General features: G+C 41.9%; 40 protein-coding genes. 34 read left to right on the top strand and 6 right to left on the bottom strand.

Translation table 11 applies throughout. The features are described 5' to 3' along the window. Window positions 1-64 precede the first annotated feature (64 nt). Window positions 65-499 (top strand): DUF29 domain-containing protein, encoded by a 435-nt coding sequence (locus tag FJR08_RS16945; RefSeq protein ID WP_015079217.1) that lies wholly within the window; start codon window positions 65-67, stop codon window positions 497-499. Between the two features lie 57 nt (window positions 500-556). On the opposite strand, the gene FJR08_RS16940 is transcribed toward FJR08_RS16945, so the two are convergent. Further along, a complete protein-coding gene (locus FJR08_RS16940) occupies window positions 557-1,639 on the bottom strand; it encodes an ATP-binding protein (RefSeq protein WP_323294504.1) in 1,083 nt (360 codons plus the stop codon). 60 nt (window positions 1,640-1,699) lie between these two features. Between FJR08_RS16940 and FJR08_RS16935 the strand changes: the two genes are divergently transcribed. Further along, window positions 1,700-2,359 (top strand): Uma2 family endonuclease, encoded by a 660-nt coding sequence (locus FJR08_RS16935; protein WP_168633954.1) that lies wholly within the window; start codon window positions 1,700-1,702, stop codon window positions 2,357-2,359. 48 nt (window positions 2,360-2,407) lie between these two features. On the opposite strand, the gene FJR08_RS16930 is transcribed toward FJR08_RS16935, so the two are convergent. Further along, window positions 2,408-2,884: an NAD(P)H-quinone oxidoreductase subunit N gene (locus FJR08_RS16930; RefSeq protein WP_168633953.1), complete on the bottom strand. Its 477-nt coding sequence runs from the start codon at window positions 2,882-2,884 to the stop codon at window positions 2,408-2,410. 968 nt (window positions 2,885-3,852) lie between these two features. On the opposite strand from FJR08_RS16930, the gene rplC reads away from it, so the two are divergent. The 31 genes from rplC (at window position 3,853) to prfA (ending at window position 21,744) form a co-directional block, all read left to right on the top strand. Beyond that, complete coding sequence (gene rplC / locus FJR08_RS16925; protein WP_148762861.1) at window positions 3,853-4,491, top strand: 50S ribosomal protein L3; 639 nt, start codon at window positions 3,853-3,855, stop codon at window positions 4,489-4,491. A gap of 74 nt (window positions 4,492-4,565) precedes the next feature. Next, a complete protein-coding gene (gene rplD, locus FJR08_RS16920) occupies window positions 4,566-5,198 on the top strand; it encodes a 50S ribosomal protein L4 (protein ID WP_168633952.1) in 633 nt (210 codons plus the stop codon). Further along, complete coding sequence (locus FJR08_RS16915) at window positions 5,191-5,508, top strand: 50S ribosomal protein L23 (protein WP_148762865.1); 318 nt, start codon at window positions 5,191-5,193, stop codon at window positions 5,506-5,508. Before rplD ends, FJR08_RS16915 begins: the two co-directional genes overlap by 8 nt. 118 nt (window positions 5,509-5,626) lie before the next feature. After that, a complete protein-coding gene (gene rplB / locus FJR08_RS16910) occupies window positions 5,627-6,490 on the top strand; it encodes a 50S ribosomal protein L2 (protein ID WP_015079210.1) in 864 nt (287 codons plus the stop codon). Between the two features lie 74 nt (window positions 6,491-6,564). Further along, window positions 6,565-6,843, top strand: a complete 279-nt coding sequence (rpsS, locus tag FJR08_RS16905; protein ID WP_015079209.1) for a 30S ribosomal protein S19 — start codon at window positions 6,565-6,567, stop codon at window positions 6,841-6,843. 95 nt (window positions 6,844-6,938) lie between these two features. Further along, a complete protein-coding gene (gene rplV / locus FJR08_RS16900; protein ID WP_041458279.1) occupies window positions 6,939-7,298 on the top strand; it encodes a 50S ribosomal protein L22 in 360 nt (119 codons plus the stop codon). 57 nt (window positions 7,299-7,355) lie between these two features. After that, entirely contained in the window at window positions 7,356-8,135 is a 780-nt protein-coding gene (gene rpsC, locus FJR08_RS16895; RefSeq protein ID WP_015079207.1) for a 30S ribosomal protein S3, read from the top strand. A gap of 73 nt (window positions 8,136-8,208) precedes the next feature. After that, window positions 8,209-8,634 carry a 50S ribosomal protein L16 gene (gene rplP / locus FJR08_RS16890; RefSeq protein ID WP_015079206.1) on the top strand — a complete coding sequence of 142 codons (426 nt, stop codon included), beginning with the start codon at window positions 8,209-8,211 and terminating at the stop codon, window positions 8,632-8,634. Window positions 8,635-8,637: 3 nt separating this feature from the next. Next, the gene (gene rpmC, locus FJR08_RS16885; RefSeq protein ID WP_168633951.1) at window positions 8,638-8,865 is read left to right on the top strand and encodes a 50S ribosomal protein L29; all 228 of its coding nucleotides are present in this window, start codon (window positions 8,638-8,640) and stop codon (window positions 8,863-8,865) included. A gap of 6 nt (window positions 8,866-8,871) precedes the next feature. Next, a complete protein-coding gene (gene rpsQ / locus FJR08_RS16880; RefSeq protein ID WP_015079204.1) occupies window positions 8,872-9,120 on the top strand; it encodes a 30S ribosomal protein S17 in 249 nt (82 codons plus the stop codon). Between the two features lie 48 nt (window positions 9,121-9,168). Then, window positions 9,169-9,537: a 50S ribosomal protein L14 gene (gene rplN, locus FJR08_RS16875; RefSeq protein WP_015079203.1), complete on the top strand. Its 369-nt coding sequence runs from the start codon at window positions 9,169-9,171 to the stop codon at window positions 9,535-9,537. Next, entirely contained in the window at window positions 9,537-9,887 is a 351-nt protein-coding gene (gene rplX, locus FJR08_RS16870; protein WP_015079202.1) for a 50S ribosomal protein L24, read from the top strand. The genes rplN and rplX overlap by 1 nt, the downstream gene beginning before the upstream one ends. A 116-nt stretch (window positions 9,888-10,003) precedes the next feature. Then, window positions 10,004-10,552, top strand: a complete 549-nt coding sequence (gene rplE, locus FJR08_RS16865; protein ID WP_168633950.1) for a 50S ribosomal protein L5 — start codon at window positions 10,004-10,006, stop codon at window positions 10,550-10,552. A 20-nt stretch (window positions 10,553-10,572) separates the two neighbouring features. Then, a complete protein-coding gene (gene rpsH / locus FJR08_RS16860; RefSeq protein ID WP_015079200.1) occupies window positions 10,573-10,974 on the top strand; it encodes a 30S ribosomal protein S8 in 402 nt (133 codons plus the stop codon). 87 nt (window positions 10,975-11,061) lie between these two features. Next, window positions 11,062-11,610: a 50S ribosomal protein L6 gene (gene rplF / locus FJR08_RS16855; RefSeq protein ID WP_168633961.1), complete on the top strand. Its 549-nt coding sequence runs from the start codon at window positions 11,062-11,064 to the stop codon at window positions 11,608-11,610. A gap of 2 nt (window positions 11,611-11,612) precedes the next feature. Then, the gene (gene rplR / locus FJR08_RS16850) at window positions 11,613-11,975 is read left to right on the top strand and encodes a 50S ribosomal protein L18 (protein ID WP_015079198.1); all 363 of its coding nucleotides are present in this window, start codon (window positions 11,613-11,615) and stop codon (window positions 11,973-11,975) included. An 83-nt stretch (window positions 11,976-12,058) separates the two neighbouring features. Further along, window positions 12,059-12,583: a 30S ribosomal protein S5 gene (gene rpsE / locus FJR08_RS16845; protein ID WP_148762875.1), complete on the top strand. Its 525-nt coding sequence runs from the start codon at window positions 12,059-12,061 to the stop codon at window positions 12,581-12,583. A 64-nt stretch (window positions 12,584-12,647) separates the two neighbouring features. Further along, complete coding sequence (rplO, locus tag FJR08_RS16840) at window positions 12,648-13,091, top strand: 50S ribosomal protein L15 (protein WP_015079196.1); 444 nt, start codon at window positions 12,648-12,650, stop codon at window positions 13,089-13,091. A 174-nt stretch (window positions 13,092-13,265) separates the two neighbouring features. Further along, on the top strand, window positions 13,266-14,579 hold the full coding sequence (gene secY, locus FJR08_RS16835; RefSeq protein ID WP_015079195.1) for a preprotein translocase subunit SecY: 1,314 nt from the start codon (window positions 13,266-13,268) through the stop codon (window positions 14,577-14,579). Next, on the top strand, window positions 14,579-15,133 hold the full coding sequence (locus FJR08_RS16830) for an adenylate kinase (RefSeq protein ID WP_148762877.1): 555 nt from the start codon (window positions 14,579-14,581) through the stop codon (window positions 15,131-15,133). The genes secY and FJR08_RS16830 overlap by 1 nt, the downstream gene beginning before the upstream one ends. Window positions 15,134-15,334: 201 nt before the next feature. After that, a complete protein-coding gene (gene infA / locus FJR08_RS16825) occupies window positions 15,335-15,559 on the top strand; it encodes a translation initiation factor IF-1 (protein WP_006276978.1) in 225 nt (74 codons plus the stop codon). Between the two features lie 117 nt (window positions 15,560-15,676). Continuing rightward, on the top strand, window positions 15,677-15,790 hold the full coding sequence (gene rpmJ / locus FJR08_RS16820; RefSeq protein WP_015079193.1) for a 50S ribosomal protein L36: 114 nt from the start codon (window positions 15,677-15,679) through the stop codon (window positions 15,788-15,790). A gap of 106 nt (window positions 15,791-15,896) precedes the next feature. Continuing rightward, window positions 15,897-16,277, top strand: coding sequence for a 30S ribosomal protein S13 (gene rpsM, locus FJR08_RS16815; RefSeq protein WP_096669278.1), 381 nt, complete (start codon window positions 15,897-15,899; stop codon window positions 16,275-16,277). Window positions 16,278-16,331: 54 nt separating this feature from the next. Further along, a complete protein-coding gene (gene rpsK / locus FJR08_RS16810; protein WP_015079191.1) occupies window positions 16,332-16,727 on the top strand; it encodes a 30S ribosomal protein S11 in 396 nt (131 codons plus the stop codon). A 206-nt stretch (window positions 16,728-16,933) separates the two neighbouring features. Continuing rightward, window positions 16,934-17,878: a DNA-directed RNA polymerase subunit alpha gene (locus tag FJR08_RS16805; RefSeq protein WP_015079190.1), complete on the top strand. Its 945-nt coding sequence runs from the start codon at window positions 16,934-16,936 to the stop codon at window positions 17,876-17,878. Between the two features lie 35 nt (window positions 17,879-17,913). After that, complete coding sequence (rplQ, locus tag FJR08_RS16800) at window positions 17,914-18,264, top strand: 50S ribosomal protein L17 (RefSeq protein WP_168633949.1); 351 nt, start codon at window positions 17,914-17,916, stop codon at window positions 18,262-18,264. 78 nt (window positions 18,265-18,342) lie between these two features. Then, on the top strand, window positions 18,343-19,176 hold the full coding sequence (gene truA / locus FJR08_RS16795) for a tRNA pseudouridine(38-40) synthase TruA (RefSeq protein WP_168633948.1): 834 nt from the start codon (window positions 18,343-18,345) through the stop codon (window positions 19,174-19,176). A 92-nt stretch (window positions 19,177-19,268) separates the two neighbouring features. Then, window positions 19,269-19,721: a 50S ribosomal protein L13 gene (rplM, locus tag FJR08_RS16790; protein ID WP_015079187.1), complete on the top strand. Its 453-nt coding sequence runs from the start codon at window positions 19,269-19,271 to the stop codon at window positions 19,719-19,721. Next, on the top strand, window positions 19,721-20,137 hold the full coding sequence (gene rpsI / locus FJR08_RS16785) for a 30S ribosomal protein S9 (RefSeq protein WP_015079186.1): 417 nt from the start codon (window positions 19,721-19,723) through the stop codon (window positions 20,135-20,137). The genes rplM and rpsI overlap by 1 nt, the downstream gene beginning before the upstream one ends. Before the next feature lie 130 nt (window positions 20,138-20,267). After that, window positions 20,268-20,522: a 50S ribosomal protein L31 gene (gene rpmE / locus FJR08_RS16780; RefSeq protein WP_015079185.1), complete on the top strand. Its 255-nt coding sequence runs from the start codon at window positions 20,268-20,270 to the stop codon at window positions 20,520-20,522. A gap of 121 nt (window positions 20,523-20,643) precedes the next feature. After that, window positions 20,644-21,744, top strand: a complete 1,101-nt coding sequence (gene prfA / locus FJR08_RS16775; RefSeq protein WP_015079184.1) for a peptide chain release factor 1 — start codon at window positions 20,644-20,646, stop codon at window positions 21,742-21,744. Window positions 21,745-21,858: 114 nt separating this feature from the next. On the opposite strand, the gene FJR08_RS16770 is transcribed toward prfA, so the two are convergent. From FJR08_RS16770 to FJR08_RS16755, 4 genes are all read right to left on the bottom strand, one after another. After that, window positions 21,859-22,359 (bottom strand): 2TM domain-containing protein, encoded by a 501-nt coding sequence (locus FJR08_RS16770; protein ID WP_148762887.1) that lies wholly within the window; start codon window positions 22,357-22,359, stop codon window positions 21,859-21,861. A gap of 281 nt (window positions 22,360-22,640) precedes the next feature. Further along, window positions 22,641-23,540: a M48 family metallopeptidase gene (locus tag FJR08_RS16765; protein WP_168633947.1), complete on the bottom strand. Its 900-nt coding sequence runs from the start codon at window positions 23,538-23,540 to the stop codon at window positions 22,641-22,643. A gap of 497 nt (window positions 23,541-24,037) precedes the next feature. Continuing rightward, window positions 24,038-24,985, bottom strand: coding sequence for an NB-ARC domain-containing protein (locus FJR08_RS16760; protein WP_174783134.1), 948 nt, complete (start codon window positions 24,983-24,985; stop codon window positions 24,038-24,040). A gap of 79 nt (window positions 24,986-25,064) precedes the next feature. After that, complete coding sequence (locus FJR08_RS16755) at window positions 25,065-25,325, bottom strand: helix-turn-helix transcriptional regulator (RefSeq protein ID WP_168633946.1); 261 nt, start codon at window positions 25,323-25,325, stop codon at window positions 25,065-25,067. 252 nt (window positions 25,326-25,577) lie between these two features. On the opposite strand from FJR08_RS16755, the gene FJR08_RS16750 reads away from it, so the two are divergent. After that, window positions 25,578-26,175, top strand: a 598-nt coding sequence (locus FJR08_RS16750) for a DUF4347 domain-containing protein (protein ID WP_168633945.1), incomplete at its 3' end; no start/stop codon positions are given.

The following is a 26,175-nucleotide window of genomic DNA, read 5'->3' as shown; positions in this document are numbered from 1 at the left end:
TTTACATCCTGGATATCCTGATTCTGACAATTAAATAATATATAGTAATTTACAGGTAAAAACCATGAATACACTGTACAATTCTGATTTTTATAGCTGGACAAAAACACAAGCACAACTACTCAAAGAAGAAAAATGGGAAACACTAGATAAACTCAACTTAATTGAAGAAATAGAAACATTGGGAAGACAAGAAAGAAGAGAATTAACCAACCGTTTAGCCTTATTATTAGGACATTTACTAAAATGGCAACATCAACCAGAAAAACGTAGTAATAGTTGGTTAGCAACAATTCGAGAACAACGGACTCAAATCAACCGAATATTAGCAGATAGTCCCAGCTTAAAATCCTATTTAGAAGAAGCCTTTTTATTAAGTTATCAAGATGGAATTAACTTAGCAGTCAAAGAAACAAACCTCCCCTATGAAACCTTTCCAGAAAATTGTCATTATGAAATCACACAAATATTAGAACCTGAATTTTTACCAGAATTGTAACCTTCTAACCTTCTTCCTTCGCGCCTTTGCACCTTAGCGTCTTTGCGCGAAACAAAATTAACTCAACCGTTCCCGCAACCACAAAGCTAACAAAGGCATAGCTAAACGATAACCATGTTCAGCATCATAAATCAAACCCTTATGCTGTAACCCAGTTAACGCACCTTGCAGACTCCCACCCCGTGAAAGTCCATGCTTTTGAATATACTCCTTACTCTGAGGTTTATCAGTAGGATCAATAGCCAAAGATTCTAATAAATGTACCTGATTTGCAGGTAACAACATCAGCAAAGATTCATAAGTCATAGATAAATCTTTCAATAATCCTGCAATAGCCTTTTGAACATCTTCCTCCCGAATTAAACCATCTGCACAACGGGACGCAGATAACCGCCGAATAATCGCCATCCCATCGCCAATATGTCCCTGTACCGCCTCTAGAAATAGCTGTAAGGCTTGACTATGACAGTCAAAGGTGAAACCTTGCGTATGTAAAATTTCCCTCGCCCACAAGGCTAAAATATCCTTAGCTAAAGGGGCTAATTGGATAGTTTCTAGGGGATAATTAGTATCATCTGAATGTTGGCTAGACTCAGCAATGGTGGCTATTAGTACATAGCTAACATGAGGATAAGCCTTAACTTCTTTCCTAAATGTAGTTTCCCATAAACCTTGACGATCCCAAGAACGAATATGGGGAAAACTTTCTAAAATCAGCAATATGCGGTGATTTAAATCAACCGCCATTATTTCCAATAAGTCTAACAAACTGGCGAAAGCTTGCCATAATTGTTCTTGTTCCAAAGAACGAATTAGTTTTAATTGAGTTTCAGAATTAAAGGTAAAAAATGCCGATGAATTTTCATTCAGCCAAGTTTGAACTTTCTCTGCTTCCCAGTTTTGACTAATCGCTTCCGCTAGTAATTGCACAAATCTCTCTGCTTCTGTAGCGCGAATGCAGTCTATTTCCAAGATAACTGTATTCACCTCCTGTGCTGCACCTCTCACTAAAGTGCGTCTCCCACTACCAGGGACTCCAGTAATTAACAAATCACCATCCTTTGCCAGTATTTCAATAATCCGCTGAAACTCTACAGAACGTCCAATTAATTGTAAGGGAGTAGACAAATTTAAATTCACTCGATTCTCGCTTTTGCGTAATATATTATAATAACTATTAAGCTAAATTTAAGGGCAACTATGGTTAGTACAATCACTAAACCAAACAATATTACCCCAGAAACTACCCCCGCAGAACAGCGAGTAGTTTTCCACAATATCAGTTGGCAAAATTATCAGCAAATTTTAGCAGCATTAGGGCAAAGTCGTTCCTCTCGACTTATCTATGATCAAGGGACATTAGAAATTACCATGCCTTTAGAAGAACATGAAAGTGCTACCAGATTAATTGAACGATTCATCTGCATTTTGGTAGAAGAAATGGGTTTAAAAATTAAAACAATGGGTTCAACTACCTTAAATCGTGATGATTTACAAAGAAGTGCTGAACCGGATAACTGTTATTACATTCAAAATCAACCTCAAGTAGTTGGGAAAAAAGTTGATTTAAATGAAGATCCACCACCCGACTTAATTGTAGAAGTAGATATTACTCATACTGACATCAATAAACTTGCTTTTTATGCCAGCATGGGAGTACCAGAATTTTGGCGTTATAACGGTGAAATAGTGATATTTTATCAACTTCAAAATCATCAATATGTTGAAGGAGAAAAAAGTCCCACATTTTCTATAATCACCAAAGAAAAACTTTATCAATTTTTGCAAGATTGCCAAATAGATGAAGTGCAAGCTAGTAAATCCTTTCGTGCTTGGGTGCAACAAGAAATCCAGAATTAGAAATAATTGCATAGTAGGGGCGGGGTTTTCCCCACCCTGACAATTTGCTTAACTAGCTAACAGTGTCTTTTCCAAAGGAGTCCAGCGGAAAATGCGATCGCCACCTCTCTCAATTACCACCTTAACCCGTGGTTCTAACTTAGGCAAATTCATCAAATACTCAACTTCCTGATCAGAAAGAATATTTCCCTCAATAATCCACAACACCAACCCCTTAGACTTAGGAGGTAATTGTGCCAAATGAGAACTGATCATTGGTGGTAAATAATATACATCACCCACCGCCGCACCACTACTATTGCTTCTTTTGCCTAAATGTGGTGGTCTAACACCATGAACTTGCGTCAGATACGCAGCTACATCACCCAGTCCCCTCGCAGTAATATGCAATGCAACATAGCCAGTCGCCCGTAATCGGCGCAGATAGCGACCTTCATAGCCCCCCTCCAGAGGAACATAAACACCCAACGCCCCAAATTTCTCCAAATTGCGGATGAAACCGTTGCCAGTGGTAATTAGTGCCATAGATTTTTCTCCTATCCCACTTAGATATCTCTATTATTCACTCTCTAGTGGTAGATTAAGTTAAATGAAGCAGGATATTTTTCCCAATCTTGAAAATTCGGAACCGGAATATGGGTAATTTTTCCTACCTCCGCCTCAGCATCCCATCATAAAGCAAAAAAATACTGGACAAAAAGTCATGAATAGTTTATATTATTAGATTGTGACCGAATAGTATAATTAGCTAGGCATCTTTCTTATTTAGAGTTTCTAGTTAGTCCTAGTAGTCTGTCAAATTTATTTTGACGGGTTTTTGGTAGTGCGGGCATCTTGCCCGCGTGAGCGAGACGCTCACACTACAGTCCGTCATTTTTGGATTGACAGACTACTAGCATCTGAGTTTCTAGTTAGTTTCCCTAAAAGAATAAAACTGGCTGACTCCATAAGAGACTGCTAAACTAAAAAAGCTTTCAGGTCAAATCAAGAGCCAAATTCATATTTAAGCTCTCACACCAAATCACTCCCGTAAATCCTAAAAAAATTAGGCAAAATCTTAAACAATAGTTTAGGGTATGAAAATAAGTAGTTCCTTAGCAATAATGTTGGTTTCATGGCATTATGTTAAGACTAAGGAAAAGGATACTGAGGGTCAATAACCACTTAAGTCCTGCTACCACGGTAGAGTGCCAAAGCAACTGCTTGGACAAAAGCATTGCTGCACACAGCGCAAAGCCATCAAGCCTCGCATTGGATTCCAGAAGTAATACCTTCTCCATAGAGTAGGCACTTATTCCTGTTATTGTGATTGAGTAAGTGAAAATAAACAAATTCACTAAAGCAAAAGGGACAAAAATTGTTGCGTCGCCGAGAATTTGCACTGTTTAACGCCAGTCCAAATTTCAGAGGTAAAGTTTACACTCAAGCGACAGTGACAAAAGCTGTCCCCATTCGACTTCCAAAAAAATAGAACGAAAGGAGAACCAGTAACTGTGTCTGTAGGTATTCTCGGCACCAAGCTGGGCATGACCCAAATATTTGATGAAGCAGGAGTCTCCATTCCTGTTACCGTCATCAAAGCCGGTCCATGCACCGTTACACAAGTTAAAACGAAACAGACCGACGGTTACTCTGCCATTCAGGTTGGTTATGGCGAAGTTAAACCCAAGTCACTGAACAGACCATTGTTGGGACATTTGGCTAAATCCTCCGCCCCACCAGTCCGTCATCTGAATGAATATCGCACCGATAGCACTGGTGATTATGCTTTAGGTCAAGAAATTAAAGCAGATATTTTTAGTGCCGGTGAAATTGTAGATGTAGTTGGTACAAGTATTGGTCGCGGTTTTGCCGGTAACCAGAAGCGTAACAACTTTGCTCGCGGTCCCATGTCACACGGTTCCAAAAACCATAGAGCGCCAGGTTCTATCGGTGCTGGGACAACCCCAGGTCGTGTTTATCCCGGTAAAAGGATGGCAGGACGTTTGGGCGGTACTCGTGTCACAATTCGCAAACTGACAGTAATACGAGTAGATGCAGAACGCAACTTAATCATCATTAAAGGAGCTATTCCTGGCAAACCAGGAGCTTTAGTGAGCGTCGTTCCTGCAACTATAGTTGGCAAAAAATAGTCATTTAGTCATTGGTTAGGGGCAAAAAAAGACAACTAACAACTGACAACTGACAACTGACAAAGGACACAAAGATGGTAGAGAGTGTAATTAAAAATTGGCAAGGAGAGCAAGTCGGAGAGACAAGCTTCGACCTCCGAGTGGCCAAAGAAACAACAGCGGCGCATATCGTACACCGCGCCCTAGTCAGACAAATGACCAATTCTCGCCAGGGAACTGTCAGCACTAAAACTCGTGCAGAAGTTCGTGGTGGTGGTCGTAAACCTTGGCGGCAAAAAGGCACAGGTCGCGCCCGTGCTGGTTCTATCCGTTCACCATTATGGCGTGGTGGTGGTGTGATCTTTGGACCAAAACCCAGAGATTTCGACCTAAAAATGAACCGTAAAGAACGCCGTTTGGCATTGCGGACAGCATTTGTTGACCGTGCTGAAGATCTAATAGTTGTTGAAGAATTTAGCAACGAGTTACAGCGTCCTAAAACCAAGGATCTCGTAGCAGCATTAGCTAGATGGGGTGCAACATCAGAACAAAAGACACTGTTGATTTTGTCTGAAATAGCAGAAAACGTGCTTTTATCAGCCCGTAACATCGAAAACTTAAAACTGATTCCCGCTGACCAGTTAAACGTTTACGACTTGCTCCACGCTGACAAAATTATCGTCACATCATCAACCCTAGATAAGATCCAGGAGGTCTACAGTGCCTAAAGTAGTTGCCACCCGTGATCTACCGGATTTAGTGCGTCGCCCCATTCTCACCGAAAAAGCGACCATGCTCATGGAACAAAACAAATACGTATTTGAAGTAATTCCTAAAGCCACTAAGCCACAAATTAGAGCCGCCATTGAAGACCTATTTGCAGTTAAGGTCGTCAAAGTCAATACCGCTAACCCTCCACGCAAACAAAAACGCGTAGGTAGATTTATTGGTTATAAACCCCAATACAAGCGAGCTATTGTCACCGTTGCTCCTGGGGACGAAGAAAAAATCAGAAAAGTTCTCTTCCCAGAAGTTTAAGAATTTTAGATTAGAGATTTGCAATTGGGCTAATAAATAATTGCCAAAAAACAATTAAAAATCGAAAATCGAAATCAAAAAAATTCTGAATTAAAAATTCAAAACTCCAAAATCACTTATGGGTACTCGTTCTTATCGCCCTTATACCTCCAGTACTCGCCAAGTTATCATCTCCGATTTTGCCGAAATTACGAAAACTGAGCCAGAAAAATCATTAACTGAATCAGTTCATCGTCCTAAAGGTCGGAACAATCAAGGGCGGATAACCAGCCGTCGTCGGGGTGGCGGACACAAACAACTATACCGCATTATCGACTTTAAGCGAGATAAGCGGAATATGTCCGCTACAGTTACAGCCATTGAATACGATCCTAACCGCAATGCGCGGATCGCTTTAGTGTTGTATGAAGATGGCGAAAAACGCTACATCTTGCAAACAAATGGCATGACTGTAGGCACAAAGATAATTGCTGGACCTGAGTCTCCTATCGAAGATGGTAATGCCTTACCTCTATCGAATATGCCCTTGGGTACTAGTGTTCACAACGTCGAAATGACACCAGGTAAAGGTGGTCAAATCGTGCGGGCTGCTGGTGCAGTAGCTCAAGTTGTCGCTAAAGAAGGCAACTATGTAACCTTAAAGTTACCTTCAGGTGAAGTCCGCTTGATTCGGCGTGATTGCTACGCCACCATTGGACAAGTCGGTAATACAGATGCCAGAAACCTCAGTGCTGGTAAAGCTGGACGAAATCGCTGGAAAGGCCGTCGTCCCAAGGTGAGAGGTAGTGCCATGAACCCAGTGGATCACCCACATGGTGGTGGTGAAGGTAGAGCGCCTATCGGTAGAGCCGGTCCTGTCACACCTTGGGGTAAACCTACTTTAGGGGCTAAGACACGGAATCGCAAGAAAGCCAGCACTAAATTGATTATCCGTCGTCGCCGCAAATCATCTAAACGTGGTCGTGGTGGTCGTCAGTCCTAACATCAAATTTGACAATTGACAATTAAGCATTATCAATTATCAATTGACAATAATCCCAAATCAAAAATTGAACTATGGGTCGTTCTTTAAAAAAAGGTCCTTTTGTTGCTGACCATCTGCTCAAGAAAATTGAGAAGTTAAACGCAAAAGATGAAAAACAAGTGGTTAAAACTTGGTCGAGAGCTTCGACAATTTTGCCCTTGATGGTAGGTCATACTATCGCTGTTCACAATGGACGGCAGCACATTCCCGTATTTGTCAATGAACAGATGGTCGGTCATAAGTTAGGAGAATTTGCTCCTACCCGTACCTACAGAGGTCATGGTAAAAGTGACAAAAAATCAGGGAGATAGATCAATTAAAAATTAAAAATTAAAAATTAAAACATGAGAATTTTTAATTTTTAATTCTAAATTTTTAATTGACAAACATAGAGTAAGTTATGAAAATGGCAACTGACACTACTGAAGTTAAGGCAATCGCCCGCTATATACGCATTTCTCCCTATAAAGTGCGCCGTGTACTTGATCAAATTCGCGGCCGTTCATACAGAGAAGCACTAATCCTACTGGAATTTATGCCCTATGGCGCTTGTGACCCCATCTTAAAGGTTCTCAGAAGTGCCGCAGCTAATGCCGAGCATAATGCTGGTTTAGACAGATCCAGTTTGGTGATCAGTCAAGCCTATGCCGACCAAGGACCAGTGCTAAAACGGTTTCAACCCAGAGCGCAAGGTCGAGCTTACCAAATTCGCAAACCAACGTGTCATATCACTGTTGCTGTTTCCGCGGTTGCTACTGCTGAGTAAACAGCCATACAGGCACAAGAAAATTGCGTACAGTAAGAAATTTTAGAGGAAGCTTTTGTGGGACAGAAAATTCATCCAGTCGGCTTTCGACTGGGTATAACTCAAGAACACCAATCCCGTTGGTTTGCAGAACCTGACCGTTATCCAGAACTTCTCCAAGAAGACTACAAACTCCGTCAATACATTGAGCAAAAACTAGGTAGATACGCTCAAAATAACGCCGGTATTTCCGAAGTGAGAATTGAGCGCAAAGCTGATCAAATTGACCTAGAAGTCCGCACAGCTAGACCAGGTGTGGTTGTAGGTCGTGGTGGTCAAGGTATTGAATCATTGCGTCTTGGACTACAAGGAGCTTTGGGTGGTAATCGCCAAATTCGCATTAACGTTGTTGAAGTCCAACGAGTTGATGCTGATGCTTACCTGATTGCTGAATACATTGCTCAACAATTAGAACGTCGGGTTTCCTTCCGCCGAGTTGTGCGTCAAGCAATTCAACGCGCTCAAAGAGCAGGTGTCCAAGGAATCAAAGTTCAAGTCGGTGGTCGGCTCAACGGTGCAGAAATTGCCCGCTCAGAGTGGACTCGTGAAGGTAGAGTTCCTCTCCACACCTTACGCGCTGATATTGACTATTCTGGCTGCACAGCTAAGACAGTTTACGGAATTCTCGGAATTAAAGTTTGGGTCTTTAAAGGCGAAATTATTCCTGGACAGGAACAAGCTCCCGCTCAACCAGCTAAAGACCGTGAACGTGGAGATCGTGACCGTGAACGCGAACCCCGTCGCCGACAACAACAACGTCGTCGTCAACAGTTTGAAGACCGCTCCAATGAAGCCTAGTCAATGCTCATAGTCAGTAGTAAAAAAACTGACAACTGACAACTGACAACTGACAACCGACAACTGACAAATCATGTTAAGTCCTAGAAGAACTAAATTCCGCAAACAACAACGCGGACGCATGGAAGGTCTTGCCAGCCGAGGCAGTACCCTCAACTTTGGGGACTTTGGACTCCAAGCCCAAGAACCATCTTGGATTACCTCACGGCAAATCGAGGCTTCCCGTCGGGCAATGACTCGGTATATTCGCCGGGGTGGCAAAATCTGGATTCGGATTTTCCCTGACAAACCAATCACCATGCGTCCTGCTGAAACCCGGATGGGTTCTGGTAAAGGTAACCCAGAGTTTTGGGTAGCCGTAGTCAAACCAGGCCGGATCATGTTTGAAATTGGCGGCGTTACTGAAGAAATTGCCCGCGAAGCTATGCGATTAGCTGACAGTAAGTTACCAATTAAGACCAAGTTTATTACCCGCTCTCAACCACAGGAGCAGGAGTAGTTTATGCCTCTTCCCAAGATTTCAGAAGCTAGAGAATTAAATGACGAACGGTTGGCTGAAGAAATTGTCGCTGTGAAAAGACAACTATTCCAGTTGCGCTTACAAAAAGCCACTAGACAATTAGAAAAGCCTCACCAGTTCAAACACGCACGCCATCGGCTCTCCCAATTACTGACAGTAGAAGGAGAACGGAAACGGGGAGCGAGTCTTTCAGATCAAGAACAAAAGTAGGAGATTATGGCAGTCAAAGAACGAGTTGGCTTGGTAGTGAGCGATAAAATGCAAAAAACTGTGGTAGTAGCCATAGAAAACCGCGCTCCTCACCCCAAGTACGGCAAAATCGTAGTTCAAACCCGCCGCTATAAAGTTCACGACGAAGAGAATACTTGCAAAATAGGCGACCGGGTGCGGATTCAGGAAACTAGACCCCTGAGCAAAACCAAGCGTTGGCAAGTCAAAGAAATCCTGAACATTAAAGCTACTTAGTAAACAGTTGTACCATCAGCTACAACGACCCTAGAAGAGAGACCAGTTGTGATTCAACCCCAATCTTATCTGAATGTCGCAGATAATAGCGGTGCTAAAAAACTAATGTGCATCCGCGTATTAGGTGCAGGTAACCGCCGTTATGGTGGCGTAGGCGATAGAATTATCGCTGTTGTCAAAGAGTCTTCACCCAACATGGCTGTAAAAAAGTCAGATGTTGTAGAAGCAGTAATTGTACGTACTCGTAAAGCTATTAGTCGTGACAGTGGCATGGCTATCCGTTTTGACGATAACGCCGCAGTGATTATCAATAAAGAAGGTAATCCTAGAGGTACAAGGGTATTTGGTCCGGTAGCTCGTGAACTGCGCGACAAAAACTTTACTAAAATTGTTTCTCTGGCTCCGGAGGTGCTGTAATGGCAAAGCGCCCACAACCCAAAGTTTTTCATAAAATGCACGTCAAAACCGGTGATACTGTGCAAGTCATCGCTGGCAAAGATAAAGGTAAAGTTGGGGAAGTGATTAAAGCACTACCACAATTGAGCAAAGTCCTTGTCAAAGGTGTCAACTTTAAAACCAAGCACGTGAAACCTCAACAAGAAGGTGAATCAGGGCAAATAGTCACCCAGGAGTACCCCATTCATAGCTCCAATGTGATGCTCTATTCCACCAAGCAAAACGTCGCTAGTCGCGTTTGCTACACTTTCACCGCCGAAGGCAAGAAAGTGAGAATGCTCAAAAAAACAGGTGAAATTCTCACCAATTAAAAATTAAGAATTAAAAATTAAAAAATTCGCAATTTCAATTTTTAATTTTTAATTTGGCATTTTTAATTGGAGGAAAGCGACCCTGACCAAGACCAGGGGATATAAGGACAAACACTATGGCGAAAACACGACTTAAAACCGTATATCAAGAGACAATTACTCCCAAATTGATTACTCAGTTTGAATACACCAACGTGCATCAAGTGCCTAAGGTGATTAAGATAACTATCAACAGAGGTTTGGGAGAATCTGCTCAAAACGCTAAATCACTAGAGGCATCTATCAGCGAAATTGCCCTGATTACTGGACAAAAACCTGTGGTAACACGGGCAAAGAAAGCGATCGCCGGCTTTAAAATTCGTCAAGGTATGCCTGTAGGGATTATGGTGACACTAAGAGGCGAACGGATGTACGCTTTCTTAGATCGTCTGATTAACCTGACACTACCCAGAATCAGAGACTTTCGCGGTGTCAGCCCCAAAAGCTTTGACGGCCGTGGCAACTACACTCTAGGTGTGCGGGAACAGCTAATTTTTCCAGAAGTGGAATATGACAGAATCGATCAAGTCCGGGGTTTAGATATTTCTATCATTACTACGGCAAAAACCGACGAAGAGGGCCGCGCCTTACTTAAGGAAATGGGAATGCCCTTTCGCGATCAATAAGTTCATCTAAAGAGGGAACGATGGCGGCTAACGACACAATTGCAGATATGCTGACGCGCATCCGCAATGCCAATATGGCAAGGCATCAAACTACGCAAGTACCAGCTACAAAGATGACTCGTAATATTGCCAAGGTACTGCGAGAAGAAGGCTTCATTGCGGAAGTTGAAGAAGCAGGAGAAGGAATTAAGCGGAACCTAGTTATTTCCCTGAAATACAAAGGTAAAAATCGCCAACCCCTAATCACTGCCCTAAAACGAGTGAGTAAACCAGGTTTGCGTGTTTACTCCAATAGAAAAGAATTACCAAGAGTGCTAGGCGGTATCGGTATTGCCATTATTTCTACATCCAGTGGGATTATGACTGACCGCGAAGCACGCCGCCAAAATCTAGGCGGTGAAGTGCTTTGCCACGTTTGGTAGTCGTCATTGGTCATTGGTCATTGGTCAGTGGCAAAACAACGAACAACTGACAACTGGCAAAAAACAACTGACAAAGAACAAAAAATCATGTCTCGTATTGGTAAACGTCCAATTACCATTCCCGCCAAAGTGCAAGTGGCGATTGATGGTGTCAAAGTAGTAGTGAAAGGTCCTAAAGGCGAACTTTCCCGTCTACTACCTAAAAATGTCATAGTCTCCCAAGAAGGAGAAACATTGATAGTTACTCGTCGGGATGAAACCCGTACCTCCAGACAAATGCACGGTTTGAGCCGCACCCTAGTGGCCAACATGGTGGAGGGAGTATCCCAGGGTTTTCAACGTCGCTTGGAAATCCAAGGGGTTGGTTATCGCGCCCAACTTCAAGGCAGTAACCTAGTTTTAAATATGGGTTATAGCCATCAAGTCCAAATTGAACCTCCAGCAGGAGTTCAATTTGCAGTAGAAGGGACTACTAATGTCATAGTCAGCGGTTATGACAAAGAAATTGTCGGCAACACAGCAGCTAAAATCCGTGCCGTTCGTCCACCTGAACCCTACAAAGGTAAAGGTATTCGCTATGCAGGTGAAGTGGTCAGACGCAAAGCTGGTAAGACTGGTAAGGGTGGTAAGAAGTAAATATGAAACTTACACGCAAAGAATCAAAACAACGTCGTCATCGGCGCGTTCGTAGCAAAGTCAACGGTTCCCCAGAACGTCCACGTTTGTCCATATTTCGATCCAATGAGCATATTTATGCTCAATTGATTGATGATGCCAAGCAGGAAACTATAGTAGCGGCATCAACCGTAGAACCAGAATTGAAATCTAGCATCGCTTCCGGTGCCAACTGTGACGCATCAGTGCAAGTTGGTAAACTGGTAGCTGTCCGCGCCCTAGAAAAAGGCATCACTAAAGTCGTTTTTGACCGTGGTGGCAACCTCTATCATGGTCGCGTCAAGGCCTTAGCCGAGGCGGCACGCGAGGCTGGTTTAGATTTCTAAGTCCGTCAGTAGTCAATAGTCAGTAGCAACTGACAACTGACAACTGACAACTGACAACTGACAACTAAAAGAGAGCATTGATTATGGTAACCGGTCGTCGTAAAGCAAGCCGTACAAAAAAAGAAGAAACCACCTGGCAAGAGCGAGTTATCCAAATCCGCCGGGTGAGTAAAGTCGTCAAAGGTGGTAAAAAACTCAGCTTCCGTGCCATTGTCGTCGTCGGTAATGAACGTGGACAAGTTGGAGTCGGAGTTGGTAAGGCATCAGATGTAATTGGTGCAGTTAAAAAAGGTGTCGCTGATGGTAAAAAACATCTAATTGACATCCCGATCACCAAATCCAATTCTATTCCTCACCCCATTGATGGTGTTGGTGGCGGTGCTAAAGTCATGATGCGCCCAGCCGCACCAGGTACAGGGGTAATTGCCGGGGGTGCTGTACGGACTGTATTAGAGTTAGCAGGAATACGTAACATTCTCGCTAAACAACTAGGTTCAAACAACCCTTTGAACAACGCCAGAGCAGCAGTCAACGCTCTATCTACCCTGCGAACATTAAGTGAAGTTGCTGAAGATCGCGGTATCGCCATTGAGAAACTCTATATTTAGTCAGTCTTTGTATCAGATTCTCAATCTAAAATCCAAAATCTAAAATCTAAAATCACAAACCAAAATGAGACTTAATGATGTTAAGCCCCAAAAAGGCTCTAAAAAACGCCGTAAGCGTGTAGGTAGAGGTATTTCTGCTGGACAAGGTGCTAGTGCTGGTTTAGGGATGCGTGGTCAAAAATCCCGTTCTGGTAGTGGGACAAGACCAGGTTTTGAAGGTGGTCAACAGCCATTGTACCGCCGGATACCTAAACTCAAGGGTTTCCCCCTGATGAACCGGAGAATCTACACTACGATTAATGTAGAGAAATTAAATGATTTACCTGCTAACTCAGAGGTAACATTGGAATCCTTAAAAGCAGCGGGGATCTTAACCACTGTTAAAGGCCAATTGAAAATTTTGGGGAATGGGGAATTGAATGTTCCTCTTCAGGTAAAAGCTGCTGCTTTCACAGGCCAAGCTCGAATCAAAATCGAGGCTGCTGGTGGAAGTTGTGAAGCTGCATAAAAGTCTGAACTATGATTTTTATGATTAAGATGATTTATATGATTAGGATGATGAATGTGATTAGGGTAATCATCTTCATCAAATAAATCACAAAAATCACAGTTCAGACGGCTTAATCATCTTCATCATCATGAATCACGTAAATCATAGTTAGGACTTCAAAGGTAAAACTCTATGATCAGTCGAGACAAAGCCCCAACAGCTCAAGAAACTTTTATGCAGATGGCGCAAGCAGCCGGACTGAGAGGTAGGCTGCTTGTCACTGTCGGTATTTTAATTTTGGTTCGCCTGGGTATCTTTTTGCCTGTCCCAGGAATTGATAGACCTAAGTTTGCTGAAGCTATATCGGGCAACAATTCCATCTTTGGTTTATTGGATATATTCTCTGGGCGGGGACTCTCTACTTTAGGTGTCTTTGCTTTAGGGATTTTGCCCTTTATTAATGCGTCCATTATTATCCAATTACTCACTTCTGCTCTGCCATCTTTAGAAAATCTCCAGAAAAATGAAGGCGAAGCAGGTCGGCGGAAAATATCACAAATTACCCGCTATGTGACTGTAATTTGGGCAATTATTCAAAGTGTGGCTTTTTCGGCATTATTTCTCCAACAATTTGCCAAAACACCAGGTCCGATATTCGTAGCAGAAACGGCGATCGCTCTCACTGCTGGTTCAATGTTCGTCATGTGGGCATCTGAACTGATTACAGAACGGGGTATTGGTAATGGGGCATCTTTGTTGATTTTTGTCAACATTGTGGCATCTTTACCCAAGTCTCTCGGCGATACCATTGACTTGGTACAAGTTGGTGGACGGGAAATAGTCGGGCGCGTCATCGTTCTTGTAGTGGTTTTTATGTTCACAATCGTGGGTATTGTGTTCGTACAAGAAGGAATGCGCCGCATCCCCATTATTTCTGCCCGTCGTCAAGTAGGTAGAAGAGTTTTAGCAGAACAGCGGAGTTATTTACCCCTACGTCTCAACTCTGGTGGGGTAATGCCGATTATTTTCGCAGCCGCAATCCTGAGTTTGCCACTTTTAGTCGCCAATTTCACTAAGAATCCCGAATTAGCAAACATTGTTAATACCTATTTAAGTCCAGGTGGTTCTGCACCTTGGGTATATGCTCTCGTTTACTTAACTTCCATTGTTTTCTTCAGCTATTTCTATTCTTCGTTGATTCTCAACCCAGTAGATGTGGCTCAGAATTTGAAAAAAATGGGTTCTAGTATTCCCGGTATTCGTCCCGGAAAAGCTACTAGTGAGTATATTGAACGGGTGACAAACCGACTTACTTTTTTAGGAGCTATCTTTCTAGGTTTAGTGGCAATTATTCCCACGGCCGTAGAAAGTGCCTTAAAAGTTCCCACCTTTAAAGGACTGGGGGCAACATCTTTGTTAATTTTAGTCGGTGTGGCAATTGATACGGCTAAACAAATCCAAACTTACGTCATCTCTCAGCGTTATGAAGGAATGGTGAAACAATAGTGACGCGATTAATCTTCTTGGGACCACCGGGTGCTGGTAAAGGAACTCAAGCTCAAACCTTGGCTGCATTTTTGCAGATTCCCCATATTTCTACAGGTGACATTTTACGTCAAGCTATTCAAGAGAAAACAACTTTGGGAATGCAAGCCCAAAGTTTCATGGATAAAGGCGAATTAGTCCCCGATAAATTAGTAGAAGATATGGTAAAGGAACGCCTGCAACAATCAGATACTAAAACAGGTTGGATTTTGGACGGCTTTCCTCGTAAAGTTACACAGGCAGAATTTCTGGCAGAATTACTGAAAAGTCTAGGACAGGGTGGTGAAAAGGTAGTTAATCTGGATGCACCAGATGAAACTGTCATTACTCGGTTATTAGGACGCGGACGAAAAGATGATACTGAAGAAGTGATTCGTCGGCGCTTGGAAGTCTACCGTGATGATACTGCACCCTTGATTAACTTTTACAGCGATCGCCAAAAACTCCTCACAGTCAACGGTAATCAGTCCCAAGAAGAAGTTTTTACTGATTTGAAAAATATCATAGCTGCTTAAAGAAACTCAGGGGTAGCGGTCTATGTCGGCAGAGAGAAAAAATTTTTCCATTGCCTTATTACCTCGCCCCTATCTTCCAAGCCAGGCGTAAGTCAATTTTAGCTAAGATATATTATTAAACTGTTGATATTTTTCTCCAATTGTGTTCTTGCCATGAAAGTGGACAAGGACAACATGAGATTATTGAGTTGAGGAAAAAACTTGTCTAAGCAAGATTTAATTGAAATGGAAGGGACTGTCACCGAATCGTTGCCTAATGCAATGTTTCGTGTTGACTTAGATAACGGCTTTAATGTCCTGGCACACATTTCTGGGAAAATTCGCCGTAATTACATCAAGATTTTACCTGGCGATCGCGTCAAAGTTGAATTAACACCCTACGACTTAACCAAAGGTAGAATCACCTATCGCCTGCGGAAGAAATAAAATCAATAACAGAGAATCTTACCATACATAAATCAACTGGTCTTTTTCTAGTTACATAACTGAAATATTTCTTCTAGAAATGCTATAATTTACTATTTGGAGTCAATTTTAAAAGGCATGAAAGTCAGAGCCTCAGTTAAGAAAATTTGTGAAAAGTGCAGCGTGATCAAGCGTCGTGGTCGCGTGATGGTGATTTGTGAAAATCCCAAACACAAACAACGCCAAGGATAGAAACTATCTATCAAAGCAAAGTTAAACCCGCGACCATGAAATGGCTAAAGCCACAAAATCGCACTTTGCTAACTGCAACTACGAAAACAATAGGGAGAGATTCATTGTGGCACGGATTTCCGGCGTAGACCTTCCCCGCGATAAGCGTGTAGAAATTGGTCTAACATACATTTACGGAATTGGCTTAACTAGATCACATCAAATTCTCGCAGCTACTGGCGTTAACCCAGATACCCGCGTAAAAGACCTGTCTGATGCTGATGTAGCTGCCCTCAGAGGAGAAATCGAAAGCAACTATCAGGTTGAAGGAGATTTACGTCGTCTAGAAGGACTAAATATTAAACGTTTAGTTGATATTGGCTGTTACAGAGGTCGTAGACACCGCATGGGCTTACCAGTGCGTGGACAAAGAACCCGGACCAACGCAAGAACCAGACGCGGTAGAAGACAGACAGTGGCTGGTAAGAAGAAAGCCCCTGGCAAATAATTTTTCTAAACTTGCTGCAATTAGCAAGTTGTACCTTAAATTCACTAAAGAAATATGGCCAGACAACCAACGAAAAAATCCGGGAGCAAAAAGCAGAAACGGAACGTACCCAATGGGGTTGCCTACATTCAGTCTACCTTCAACAATAGCATTGTCACGATTACCGATCAAAATGGAGATGTTATCTCCTGGGCAAGTGCTGGTTCTAGTGGATTTAAAGGGGCAAAAAAGGGAACTCCCTTTGCTGCACAAACCGCTGCTGAAAGCGCAGCTAGACGAGCCACAGACCAAGGAATGCGGCAAATCGAAGTCATGGTGAGTGGTCCCGGTGCAGGTAGAGAAACCGCTATTCGGGCGCTTCAAGGTGCAGGATTGGAAATTACACTCATTCGAGATATTACCCCAATTCCCCATAACGGTTGCCGTCCACCCAAGCGCCGTCGAGTTTAAACAGAACCTATTGGGTAATCAAGCCAAAAGCTAGAACCCTTGGGAAATCATCAACAATGCCCTCTGTGGCTGGTAATTTTGAACTATTTTCCCCAAGCGAATACTTGTTGAATTTAGACGCGTGGGGTAAATAAGTTCGCTTTCAAGAAAATTTGAGAAGCAGTTAATTTGTCTTCTAGCAGCACCTTAACAAGGGAGGCTACTCCGTGGCTCAGTTTCAAATTGAATGTGTAGAGTCTAATGCTGAGGAAAGTCGGAGCTATTACAGTAAGTTCGTTCTAGAACCCCTAGAGCGCAGTCAAGGGACAACTGTTGGTAACGCGTTGCGGCGGGTTTTACTTTCTAACTTAGAAGGGACATCAGTAACAGCGGTGAGAATTGCTGGTGTTAGCCATGAGTTTGCGACAGTTCCAGGGGTAAGAGAAGACGTACTAGAAATCCTCATGCGAATGAAGGATGTCATTCTCAAGAGTTATTCTTCTCAACCCCAAATTGGTCGCTTACTCGTGAACGGCCCAGCAACAGTTACTGTAGCGCATTTCGACTTACCTAGTGAAGTAGAAGTGATTGACCCGACCCAGTATATCGCCACCATTGCTGAAGGTGGAAAACTGGAAATGGAATTTCGGATTGAGAAAGGCAAAGGCTACAGGACTGTAGAACGAGGCAGAGAAGAAGCCACATCTTTGGATTTTCTCCAAATTGACTCAGTGTTTATGCCCGTACGGAAAGTCAACTATAGTGTTGAAGAAACCCGTGACGATGGTTCTTTGAAAGACCGACTACTGTTGGAAGTATGGACTAATGGTAGTATTTCTCCTCAAGAAGCTCTATCATCTGCCGCTGGAATTTTGGTAGATTTATTCAACCCATTGAAAGATATCTCCTTAGAACCAACGGATACAGGTTCAGATATCCCAGATGATCCCACCGCGCAAATTCCGATTGAAGAATTACAGTTATCTGTCAGAGCTTATAACTGTCTCAAACGCGCTCAAGTAAATTCCGTAGCCGACTTATTGGATTACACCCAAGAAGACCTTTTAGAAATCAAAAACTTTGGTCAAAAGTCAGCAGAAGAAGTAGTGGAAGCTTTACAGCGTCGCTTAGGTATTACTTTACCTCAAGAAAGAAGCTCTAAGCCTAGCTAAATCAAAACCATTAATAATTCACTCTTTGCATTATTATGCGCCATCGTTGCCGAGTCAAAAAACTTAGTAAACCAGCGGATCAACGTAAAGCTCTTCTCAGAGCCTTGACAACAGAGTTGGTACGTCATGGTCGAATTACTACAACTTTAATCAGAGCTAAAGTTGTTCGTAGTGAAGTAGATAAAATGATTACCCTAGCTAAAGATGGATCTTTAGCATCACGTCGCAAGGCGTTAGGTTATATCTACGACACAGCCCTGGTTCATGCACTATTCGAGCAAGCCCCAACTCGGTATGCTGGCCGTCAAGGTGGTTATACTCGCATTCTGCATACCGTCCCCCGTCGCGGTGATCATGCTGAAATGGCGATTATTGAACTAGTTTAAAGTTATTAGTCATTAGTCATTGGTCAGTAGCAAATAAAAAACAACTGACAACTGACGACTGACAACTGACAAACAACTATGTTAGAAAGCAGCCAGCATAATTCTACTCAGCGAGTAGCCTTGGTTATTCAGTACATAGGTACTCATTTTCACGGCTGGCAAAGACAAAAAGGACAGCGCACTGTCCAGGAAGAGATAGAAACAGCTATAGCCACTGTTCTAGGGTATCATGTGACACTCCACGGAGCAGGTAGAACTGATTCTGGAGTCCATGCTGCCGCTCAAGTAGCCCATTTTCAAGCTACAGGTTCAATTCCTGCTCACAGGTGGGCAAAGGTTCTCAATGGCTATTTGCCCCCAGGGATATTGATCAGGGCATCAGCAGGTGTAAGTGAAAGTTGGCACGCTCGTTTTAGCGCAGTTTACCGACGATATCGCTACACTATCTATACTGAAAATTTACCGAATTTATTCGCGCAACCTTTCAGTTGGCATTATTATTATGCCCCCTTGGATGCAGACTTAATTACATCTGCCCTGAAACCGCTACTGGGAAAACACCATTTATCTGCTTTTGAACGGGCTGGGTCAGCGCGATCGCATTCCTGGGTAGAAGTGCAAGTAGTAGAATGCCGTCGTAGTGGAGCATTTATCCATATTGAAATTCAGGCTAATGGATTTTTATATGGCATGGTGCGGCTATTAATCGGAATGGTAGTACAAGTAGGTTCTGGTCAGCGGACTCTAGATAACTTCACCGACATCTGGCAACAAGAACGCCGGGAAGAAGTGAAATATTCTGCACCTGCTCACGGGTTATGCTTGTTGAGAGTCGGTTATCCCGATTTTCCCTTTCCGCCAAAAATTTGGTATGACACCCAACCATACCTAGTCATGGGTCATGACAATTGACAATTGACAACTAACAACTGACAACTGACAATTGACAACTGACAACTGACAATTGACAACTGACAACTGACAACTGACAACTGACAAAAAAAATGACTAAAACCTACCTTCCCCCTCAAGCATCTATTGAGCGCGATTGGTACTTAGTAGACGCTACAGATAAACGTCTGGGTCGTCTTGCTACCGAAGTTGCAATGATCCTCAGAGGCAAAAAGAAACCTGAATTTACACCCCATATGGATACAGGGGATTTTGTCATTATTATCAATGCTGAGAAAGTGGCAGTTACAGGTAAAAAGCGCACCCAAAAAGTTTACCGTCGTCATTCCGGCCGTCCTGGTGGAATGAAAACAGAAACTTTCGCTAAGTTGCAACAGCGCTTACCCGAAAGAATCCTTGAACACGCTATTAAAGGTATGTTACCTAAAAATAGTTTGGGTAAGCAATTATTTACCAAGCTGAAAGTGTATGCAGGCCCAACTCATCCTCATGCAGCACAACTACCCAAAGAAATCACAATTAGTACAATTCCTGGAGAAAATTAATGCAAGTAGCAGAAACTACTAGCGGTCGTGCCGTTTACTGGGGTACTGGTCGCCGTAAATGTTCAGTTGCTAGTGTCCGTCTAGTTCCCGGTGAAGGGAAAATGACTGTTAATGGCAAAGATGGAGATTTGTATTTCCAATTCAATCCCAACTACTTAGGAGCTATTAAAGCACCTTTGGAAACCTTGGGATTAGAAAGCGAATACGACATTTTGGTGAAAGCCGAAGGTGGTGGCTTAACTGGACAGGCTGATTCTATTCGTCTAGGAGTTGCCCGTGCTTTGTGTCAACTTGACCCAGATAACCGTTCACCGCTGAAAACTGAAGGCTATTTAACTCGTGACCCACGAGCTAAAGAACGGAAGAAATACGGTTTGCACAAAGCCCGCAAAGCACCTCAATACTCCAAACGTTAAGATAGGAGTCAGGAGTCAGGAGTCAGGAGTTCAGAAGGAAAAACTTTTACCCAGTCCCCAGTCCCCAATCCCCAATCCCCAGTCCCCAATCCCCAGTCACAATTTATATAGATTCGCAACCAAAAAAACAATGGCTAAACCTGATATTCATCCCAAATGGTATCCAGACGCTAAAGTCTACTGTAATGGTCAAGTTATTATGACCATTGGTGCTACCAAGCCAGAATTACACGTAGATGTTTGGTCTGGAAATCACCCCTTTTACACTGGTACTCAGAAAATGATTGATACTGAAGGCCGTGTAGAACGCTTCCTCCGTAAATATGGTATGTCCAGCACTCAAACTGAAACTGAAACTCAAACTGGCGACGATAATCAAAAGTAGCTGGTTGGCTGTAACTATTGATAGCATGGCGGAAGCCATAGACGACCCTGCATAGTGCTGGGTCGCTTGTCATTTAATGCAGTAGCCCACTTGTTATTTTTTAGGAGCTTATGTAGTCATCATGGCAGAAATATATTTACTGGATAAACTTAAATCTGTTGAACAAACATTTAATGAATTAACACGCCGTTTAGCCGATCCTGATACCGCTAGTAATCCTGATGAGTATCAAAAAATTGCCAAGTCTCGTTCTTCCTTGGAAGAGGTAGTTGATACCTATGAAACTTGGAAAACAACCCAAGATGAATTAGTAGGAGCGCGTCAGATCCTCAAAGAGTCAAATAGCGATCTAGAGTTGCAACAAATGGCAGCATTGGAAGTCAGCGAACTAGAGGAAAAGCTAGAATATCTGGAAAATCGCTTAAAAGTGTTGCTGATACCCCGTGACCCCAACGATGATAAAAATATCATGTTGGAAATTCGCGCTGGGACTGGTGGTGATGAAGCGAGTATTTGGGCGGGAGATTTACTGCGGATGTATTCTCGCTATTCTGATGTCCAAGGTTGGAAGGTGAAGCTAGTCAGCGAATCTTCGGGTGAAATGGGCGGGTATAAGGAAGTAATTCTAGAAATTCAAGGTGATAGTGTTTACAGTAAACTGAAGTTTGAATCTGGTGTACATCGTGTACAGCGCGTACCAGCAACGGAATCTGGGGGAAGGGTTCACACTTCTACTGCTACTATAGCAATTATGCCAGAAGTGGATGAGGTGGAAATTCATATTGACCCGAAAGATATTGAAATGAGTACGGCGCGTTCTGGTGGTGCGGGTGGACAAAACGTGAACAAGGTGGAAACAGCCGCTGATTTGTTCCACAAACCGACTGGGATTCGGATTTTCTGTACGGAAGAACGGAGTCAGTTACAGAATAAGGAACGGGCGATGCAAATTCTCCGGGCTAAGTTGTATGAGTTGAAATTGCGAGAACAACAGGATGCTGTGACTTCCATGCGGCGCTTACAAGTGGGTACGGGTTCTCGTTCGGAAAAAATTCGCACTTACAATTATAAAGATAGCCGGGTGACTGACCATCGTTTAGGTCAAAATTTTACCCTTAACCCTATTTTGGAAGGTGATATAGAGACGGTAATTCAATCTTGTATATCGCAAGATCAACAAGAACGGTTAGCAGAATTAGCCGCTTCTGGTTCTAGTAGCTAATTTACCTCATAAATATCTTAGAAAACCGCTTGTTGTTATTTTTTGCACCCACAGGCGGTTTTCTGATGAGCATAGAAAATAGACGATATTGAGTTTTTTAACTGTATCTAAAGTTTAAGGACTAAATACCTTAAACCATCTATTTAGAACTGTATTGATTGTTTGTTTAATTTGATGGTTGCGATTCCATCGTTGAAAAGCGATTTCGTAATCTTCACCTTGGGTTTGAAAAGTATTCCAAATATCTAAGGATATGGCTAATCCGCAACCTAGTAAGATATAAAGTGACCAAGAAATACCGCCACTAATGGCATCCATAGCTAGGAAAAAAATATTAATAATTGCGTAATTTCCTAACCGTTTTTTAAATTTACTTTGACGATAAAGATTAAAAGTTTTACGTTGTTCAACTTCGCTTTGTTTGACTAACCAATCTCGTTCCGCTTGTTGCAATGTATCAGGTGATATTTGTAACTCTGTGGCAATTTCCACTATCTGCTGATAGGAAAATTCTTGATCATTATCGTCTACTTGACGGGCGATCGCTAATTGCAGAATTTGCTGGACATCATCTTGACTGTAGGAACGCAGGCTGTCAGAGTTAAATGCTGTCATAATTGTTACTCAAATAATAGTTTTAATAGAGAACCACGCTACCATCAGCAATATTTACACCATTTCTAGGTTAGCAAATTTAAACCAATCTGGTGTTCAATTAGTTATGGTTGGGAAAAAGATATATAGCCGTTATTAGATGAGGCAAGGGCGCAGGGCTGCGCTCCTACGGGTTTTCAAGCAGCATTATTATGAAAACTTTTTTATTCATCTCCTGTGGAATCTAATTTAGCCACGCATAAGAGATTATTCAAGGCAATCGTTAATCATACATATATCCATTACCAAGAAGTCAAAAAATTCCATCCTTCTTTTTCGTCTCCTTCCTCTTCTCCTTTTGAAGTGTTGACATTTTCTCCTTGAAGTACATGATTGTATTCTCCTGAATCAACCCATTTTAATAATTCCCCTGTCCGCATAACTAACCAAGAAAGATTAGAATCTGAATAACTTAATATTTTCGTAACTTGATCTAAACTATCAACACTATTAGCAGCAAATTCGCGGGATTGAACGAGGAAATCTTCGATCACATGAGGAGTTAAATACTCTTCTGGCAAACCTGCAAGTTTCATCAGTGCGGTAGTTGCCACATCAATATCCTGACAAGCTAATAAACCAGCCCGGTCAGCAGTGAACTTTGCCATCATTACCCAATTATATAACGCTAATTCTACACCACTAGCTATCAATCCTCCTAACCCTAATGTGGTACTGCTGATCCATATCTTTAATACTGGCATCACAATTGACATTTGATGATAAATCATGTGCTGACTTTTAATTCGAGCAATTTCGTATCCAAAAATAAACAGCAATTCATCATAATTTAACCATTCCATTGCTTCTATATTAATACCAACAATGGGTTTTTCTACGCCAATAATATAGGTTCTAATATGTCCTGTACCTCGAAATAAATACAATTCAGGAATAGTTGTCACATCAAGAATTTGGCAAGCTTCTAATAATGGTTGATACAATTGGGGAAAATTCCGAGGTGTGACTCTGATTTCACTAGCAATACTTTGTAATCTCAGTAAACGATCAATACCATATTCGTTGACTTTTTTGAGTAAAGGAGAAAGTCCAGGCATACTTTGTAAAGAAGCTAAGGCTTTTTTATCGAAGGGGTGTTCGTAGGCTGTTGAACTAAGTCCAGTTAATATTTTTTTGGTCATGGGTAGTAATTTTAATTAAATCGGTTGATTCGATAGATTCGATAGATTTTATAAAAAAGATAAAATCCAGGGAATAAATTCCCTGTCTCATAGCTAAAGTCGGTTAAAACCGACTATTTTTTCTTTATTTATGCTATTGAGAACATGAAATTTGATTTTTAGTTATAGGACTTTCGCAAAACAGAATCAAATTATAGGTAATACCCTGCGGGAAGCAAGCTACATGAATTACCCTTAGAGGATGTTTGAAAAGTTTTGAATGTATAGACTGACCCCTCTCCAAACCTCTCCCCTGCAAGGGGAGAGGCTTTAAAACCCCCATTCCCTTGCAGGGAAGGGGGGTAGGGGGGTTAGGTTTTTGGAGATTACGGGTTTGATATAATACTTTTCAAACAACCTCTTACACAAGAATAAGGTTTATGGCTGCACCACGCAGGGTATTAGCCACATTTTACGTAATTCGTAAGTTAATTATAGTGCGTTTCAAGGTACTTTAGCTATGAGACAGGGAATTGATTCCCAGGCTTTCTTTTGTTAGCCAGTTCCAATACAGGTTGTGGTTGAAAATGTTCCATCACATACTCCTTAATAACAGGTTGTAAGATATATTTACCTGCTTTTTGTTCAATTAAACAACGTGAATATAACCTTTCTATTCCTTGCCAAAAATGGGATTTAGAAACATGAGGTAATTTATTTGCTAGATTAGTAATTGTGATTTGCGAATTAATTGCCAAATAGTACATGATTTGCTGTTCCCAAGCTGAAAGACAATTTAACTGTTGTTCTAGCAAATGGTGAAGATGATTATTGACTAATAGGGTATTTTGTGCTAAGAATTTTTTAATATCACCATTAAATAAGTTAATGATGGTATTAACAAGTATTTTTATTTTTAAAGGATTATTACCATATAAATCGCATAATTGGTATTTTTGTTCATCTGTTCCCCGCAGTTGTTGTGATTGCAGTAGAGAAAAAGCTATTTCTGATGAACCCAGCAATCTCAAAGAACGTGCTGATAATGACCAATTTTCCAGTAAGCTGATTTGGGCAGGTTGATTGCGACTGGTGAAAATTAGACAACTTTGATGATTGGTTTCCGCAATTATTTGGATAAACCGACTGTAGTTGAGATTAAGGGTGTCTAAAGTTGTTTCTAAGTCATCCAAGATAATCAAGCAACGATATGTACACAGATAATGGAGAACTCGATGGATTTTGGGTTTGCTTTCCTGGTGATTGGAGATCAAAGACAGCAAATCGGTTATCATCTCATCAAAGGATAGGACTGTAGGCACTGAGCGCCAAAAAATGTAATCAAACTGATCATGAATGTGTTGTGCTAGTTGGGTAGCTAAGGTTGTTTTCCCAACTCCACCCATACCAAATAATCCTAACAGGCGACAGCTATCTTGTAAAATCCATGACTTTAGCTGTGTCAGTTCTTTGTTGCGTCCGTAAAATGCCGAAATATTAACTACAGTTCCCCAGTCCTGAAATTCATTTAAATTTGGTTTTTTTTTACGTATTTGTGCGTATGCGGGGGGGGGTGGATATTACTTCAACATTGGTAGTAATTTCTCGCCAATCTAGATTTAATCTGCGACATAGTTCTTCAAAATTGGCATAACTAACAGGTTTACCAGTCAGGAAGTTGCTAATTGTCGCTAAGGACAATCCGGTATCATTAGCCAAGGCTCTTTGGTGGGGATAGCCATTTTGAGTGAGTGCTATTTTAACTTTGTCAATGTGGTCATTATGAACGCATAGTGATCTTGACATTGCTTATCCTGGGTTAATGTATAACATCATCAGTATATATTGGATTGTCCAATTATATCTTACGTATATTCTCATCTTTGTGCCGGTTGAAGATGTGGCATGGAGATTATATTTCTAACTACAGACTATGTATTAACGAAAGTCAGTCATAAGTCAGGTTAAGTCAGTATTTCTCAGTACGGAAGTCAGTACAGGGTAGGGTAGACTAGTGAAATTAACTTTTCCACTACAAATTAATACAGGGTTATCTTCATGACAGCATCTACCAAAACCGTTGTTTTTATTGATCCTAACGTTGCCGACTGGCAGGATCTAGTTAATGGTGTCGAACCTGGCTCACTCGTGTTTATTCTTGACCCCCAACGGGATGGCATTAGGCAAATTACCGATAGATTAGCAACGCTGACAGATATTGATAGTGTTCAGATTATCTCTCACGGTGGAGAAGGGAGTTTATCACTTGGTTCAACTCAGTTGAACTCAGACAACCTCAATGGTTATAGTTCACAATTGCAGCAGTGGGGTAAATCTATCACCGCTACAGGAGACATTCTGCTGTATGGTTGCGATGTGGCTCAGGGATTTGTCGGTAAGGCTTTTGTCCAGCAAATTAGTCAATTAACTGGGGCTGATGTAGCTGCATCTGATGACTTGACTGGTAGTGCTGCATTAGGTGGAGACTGGGTTTTAGAATATGCGACTGGATTAATTGAAGCGCCTCTGGCTTTACAGGTTCAGGCAATGGCGGCTTATAGTTCTACTTTTACATTTACATTAGTCGGAGAGTTTTTAACCAGGGCTCATGGTGTGCAAGTGGTGGGTAACTATGCTTATGTTGCTAATGCTTATT

The organism is Dolichospermum sp. UHCC 0260 (assembly GCF_009711985.1).
GTDB classification, from domain to species: Bacteria; Cyanobacteriota; Cyanobacteriia; order Cyanobacteriales; family Nostocaceae; genus Dolichospermum; species Dolichospermum lemmermannii.
This window is presented reverse-complemented; position numbering and strand designations above follow the sequence as displayed.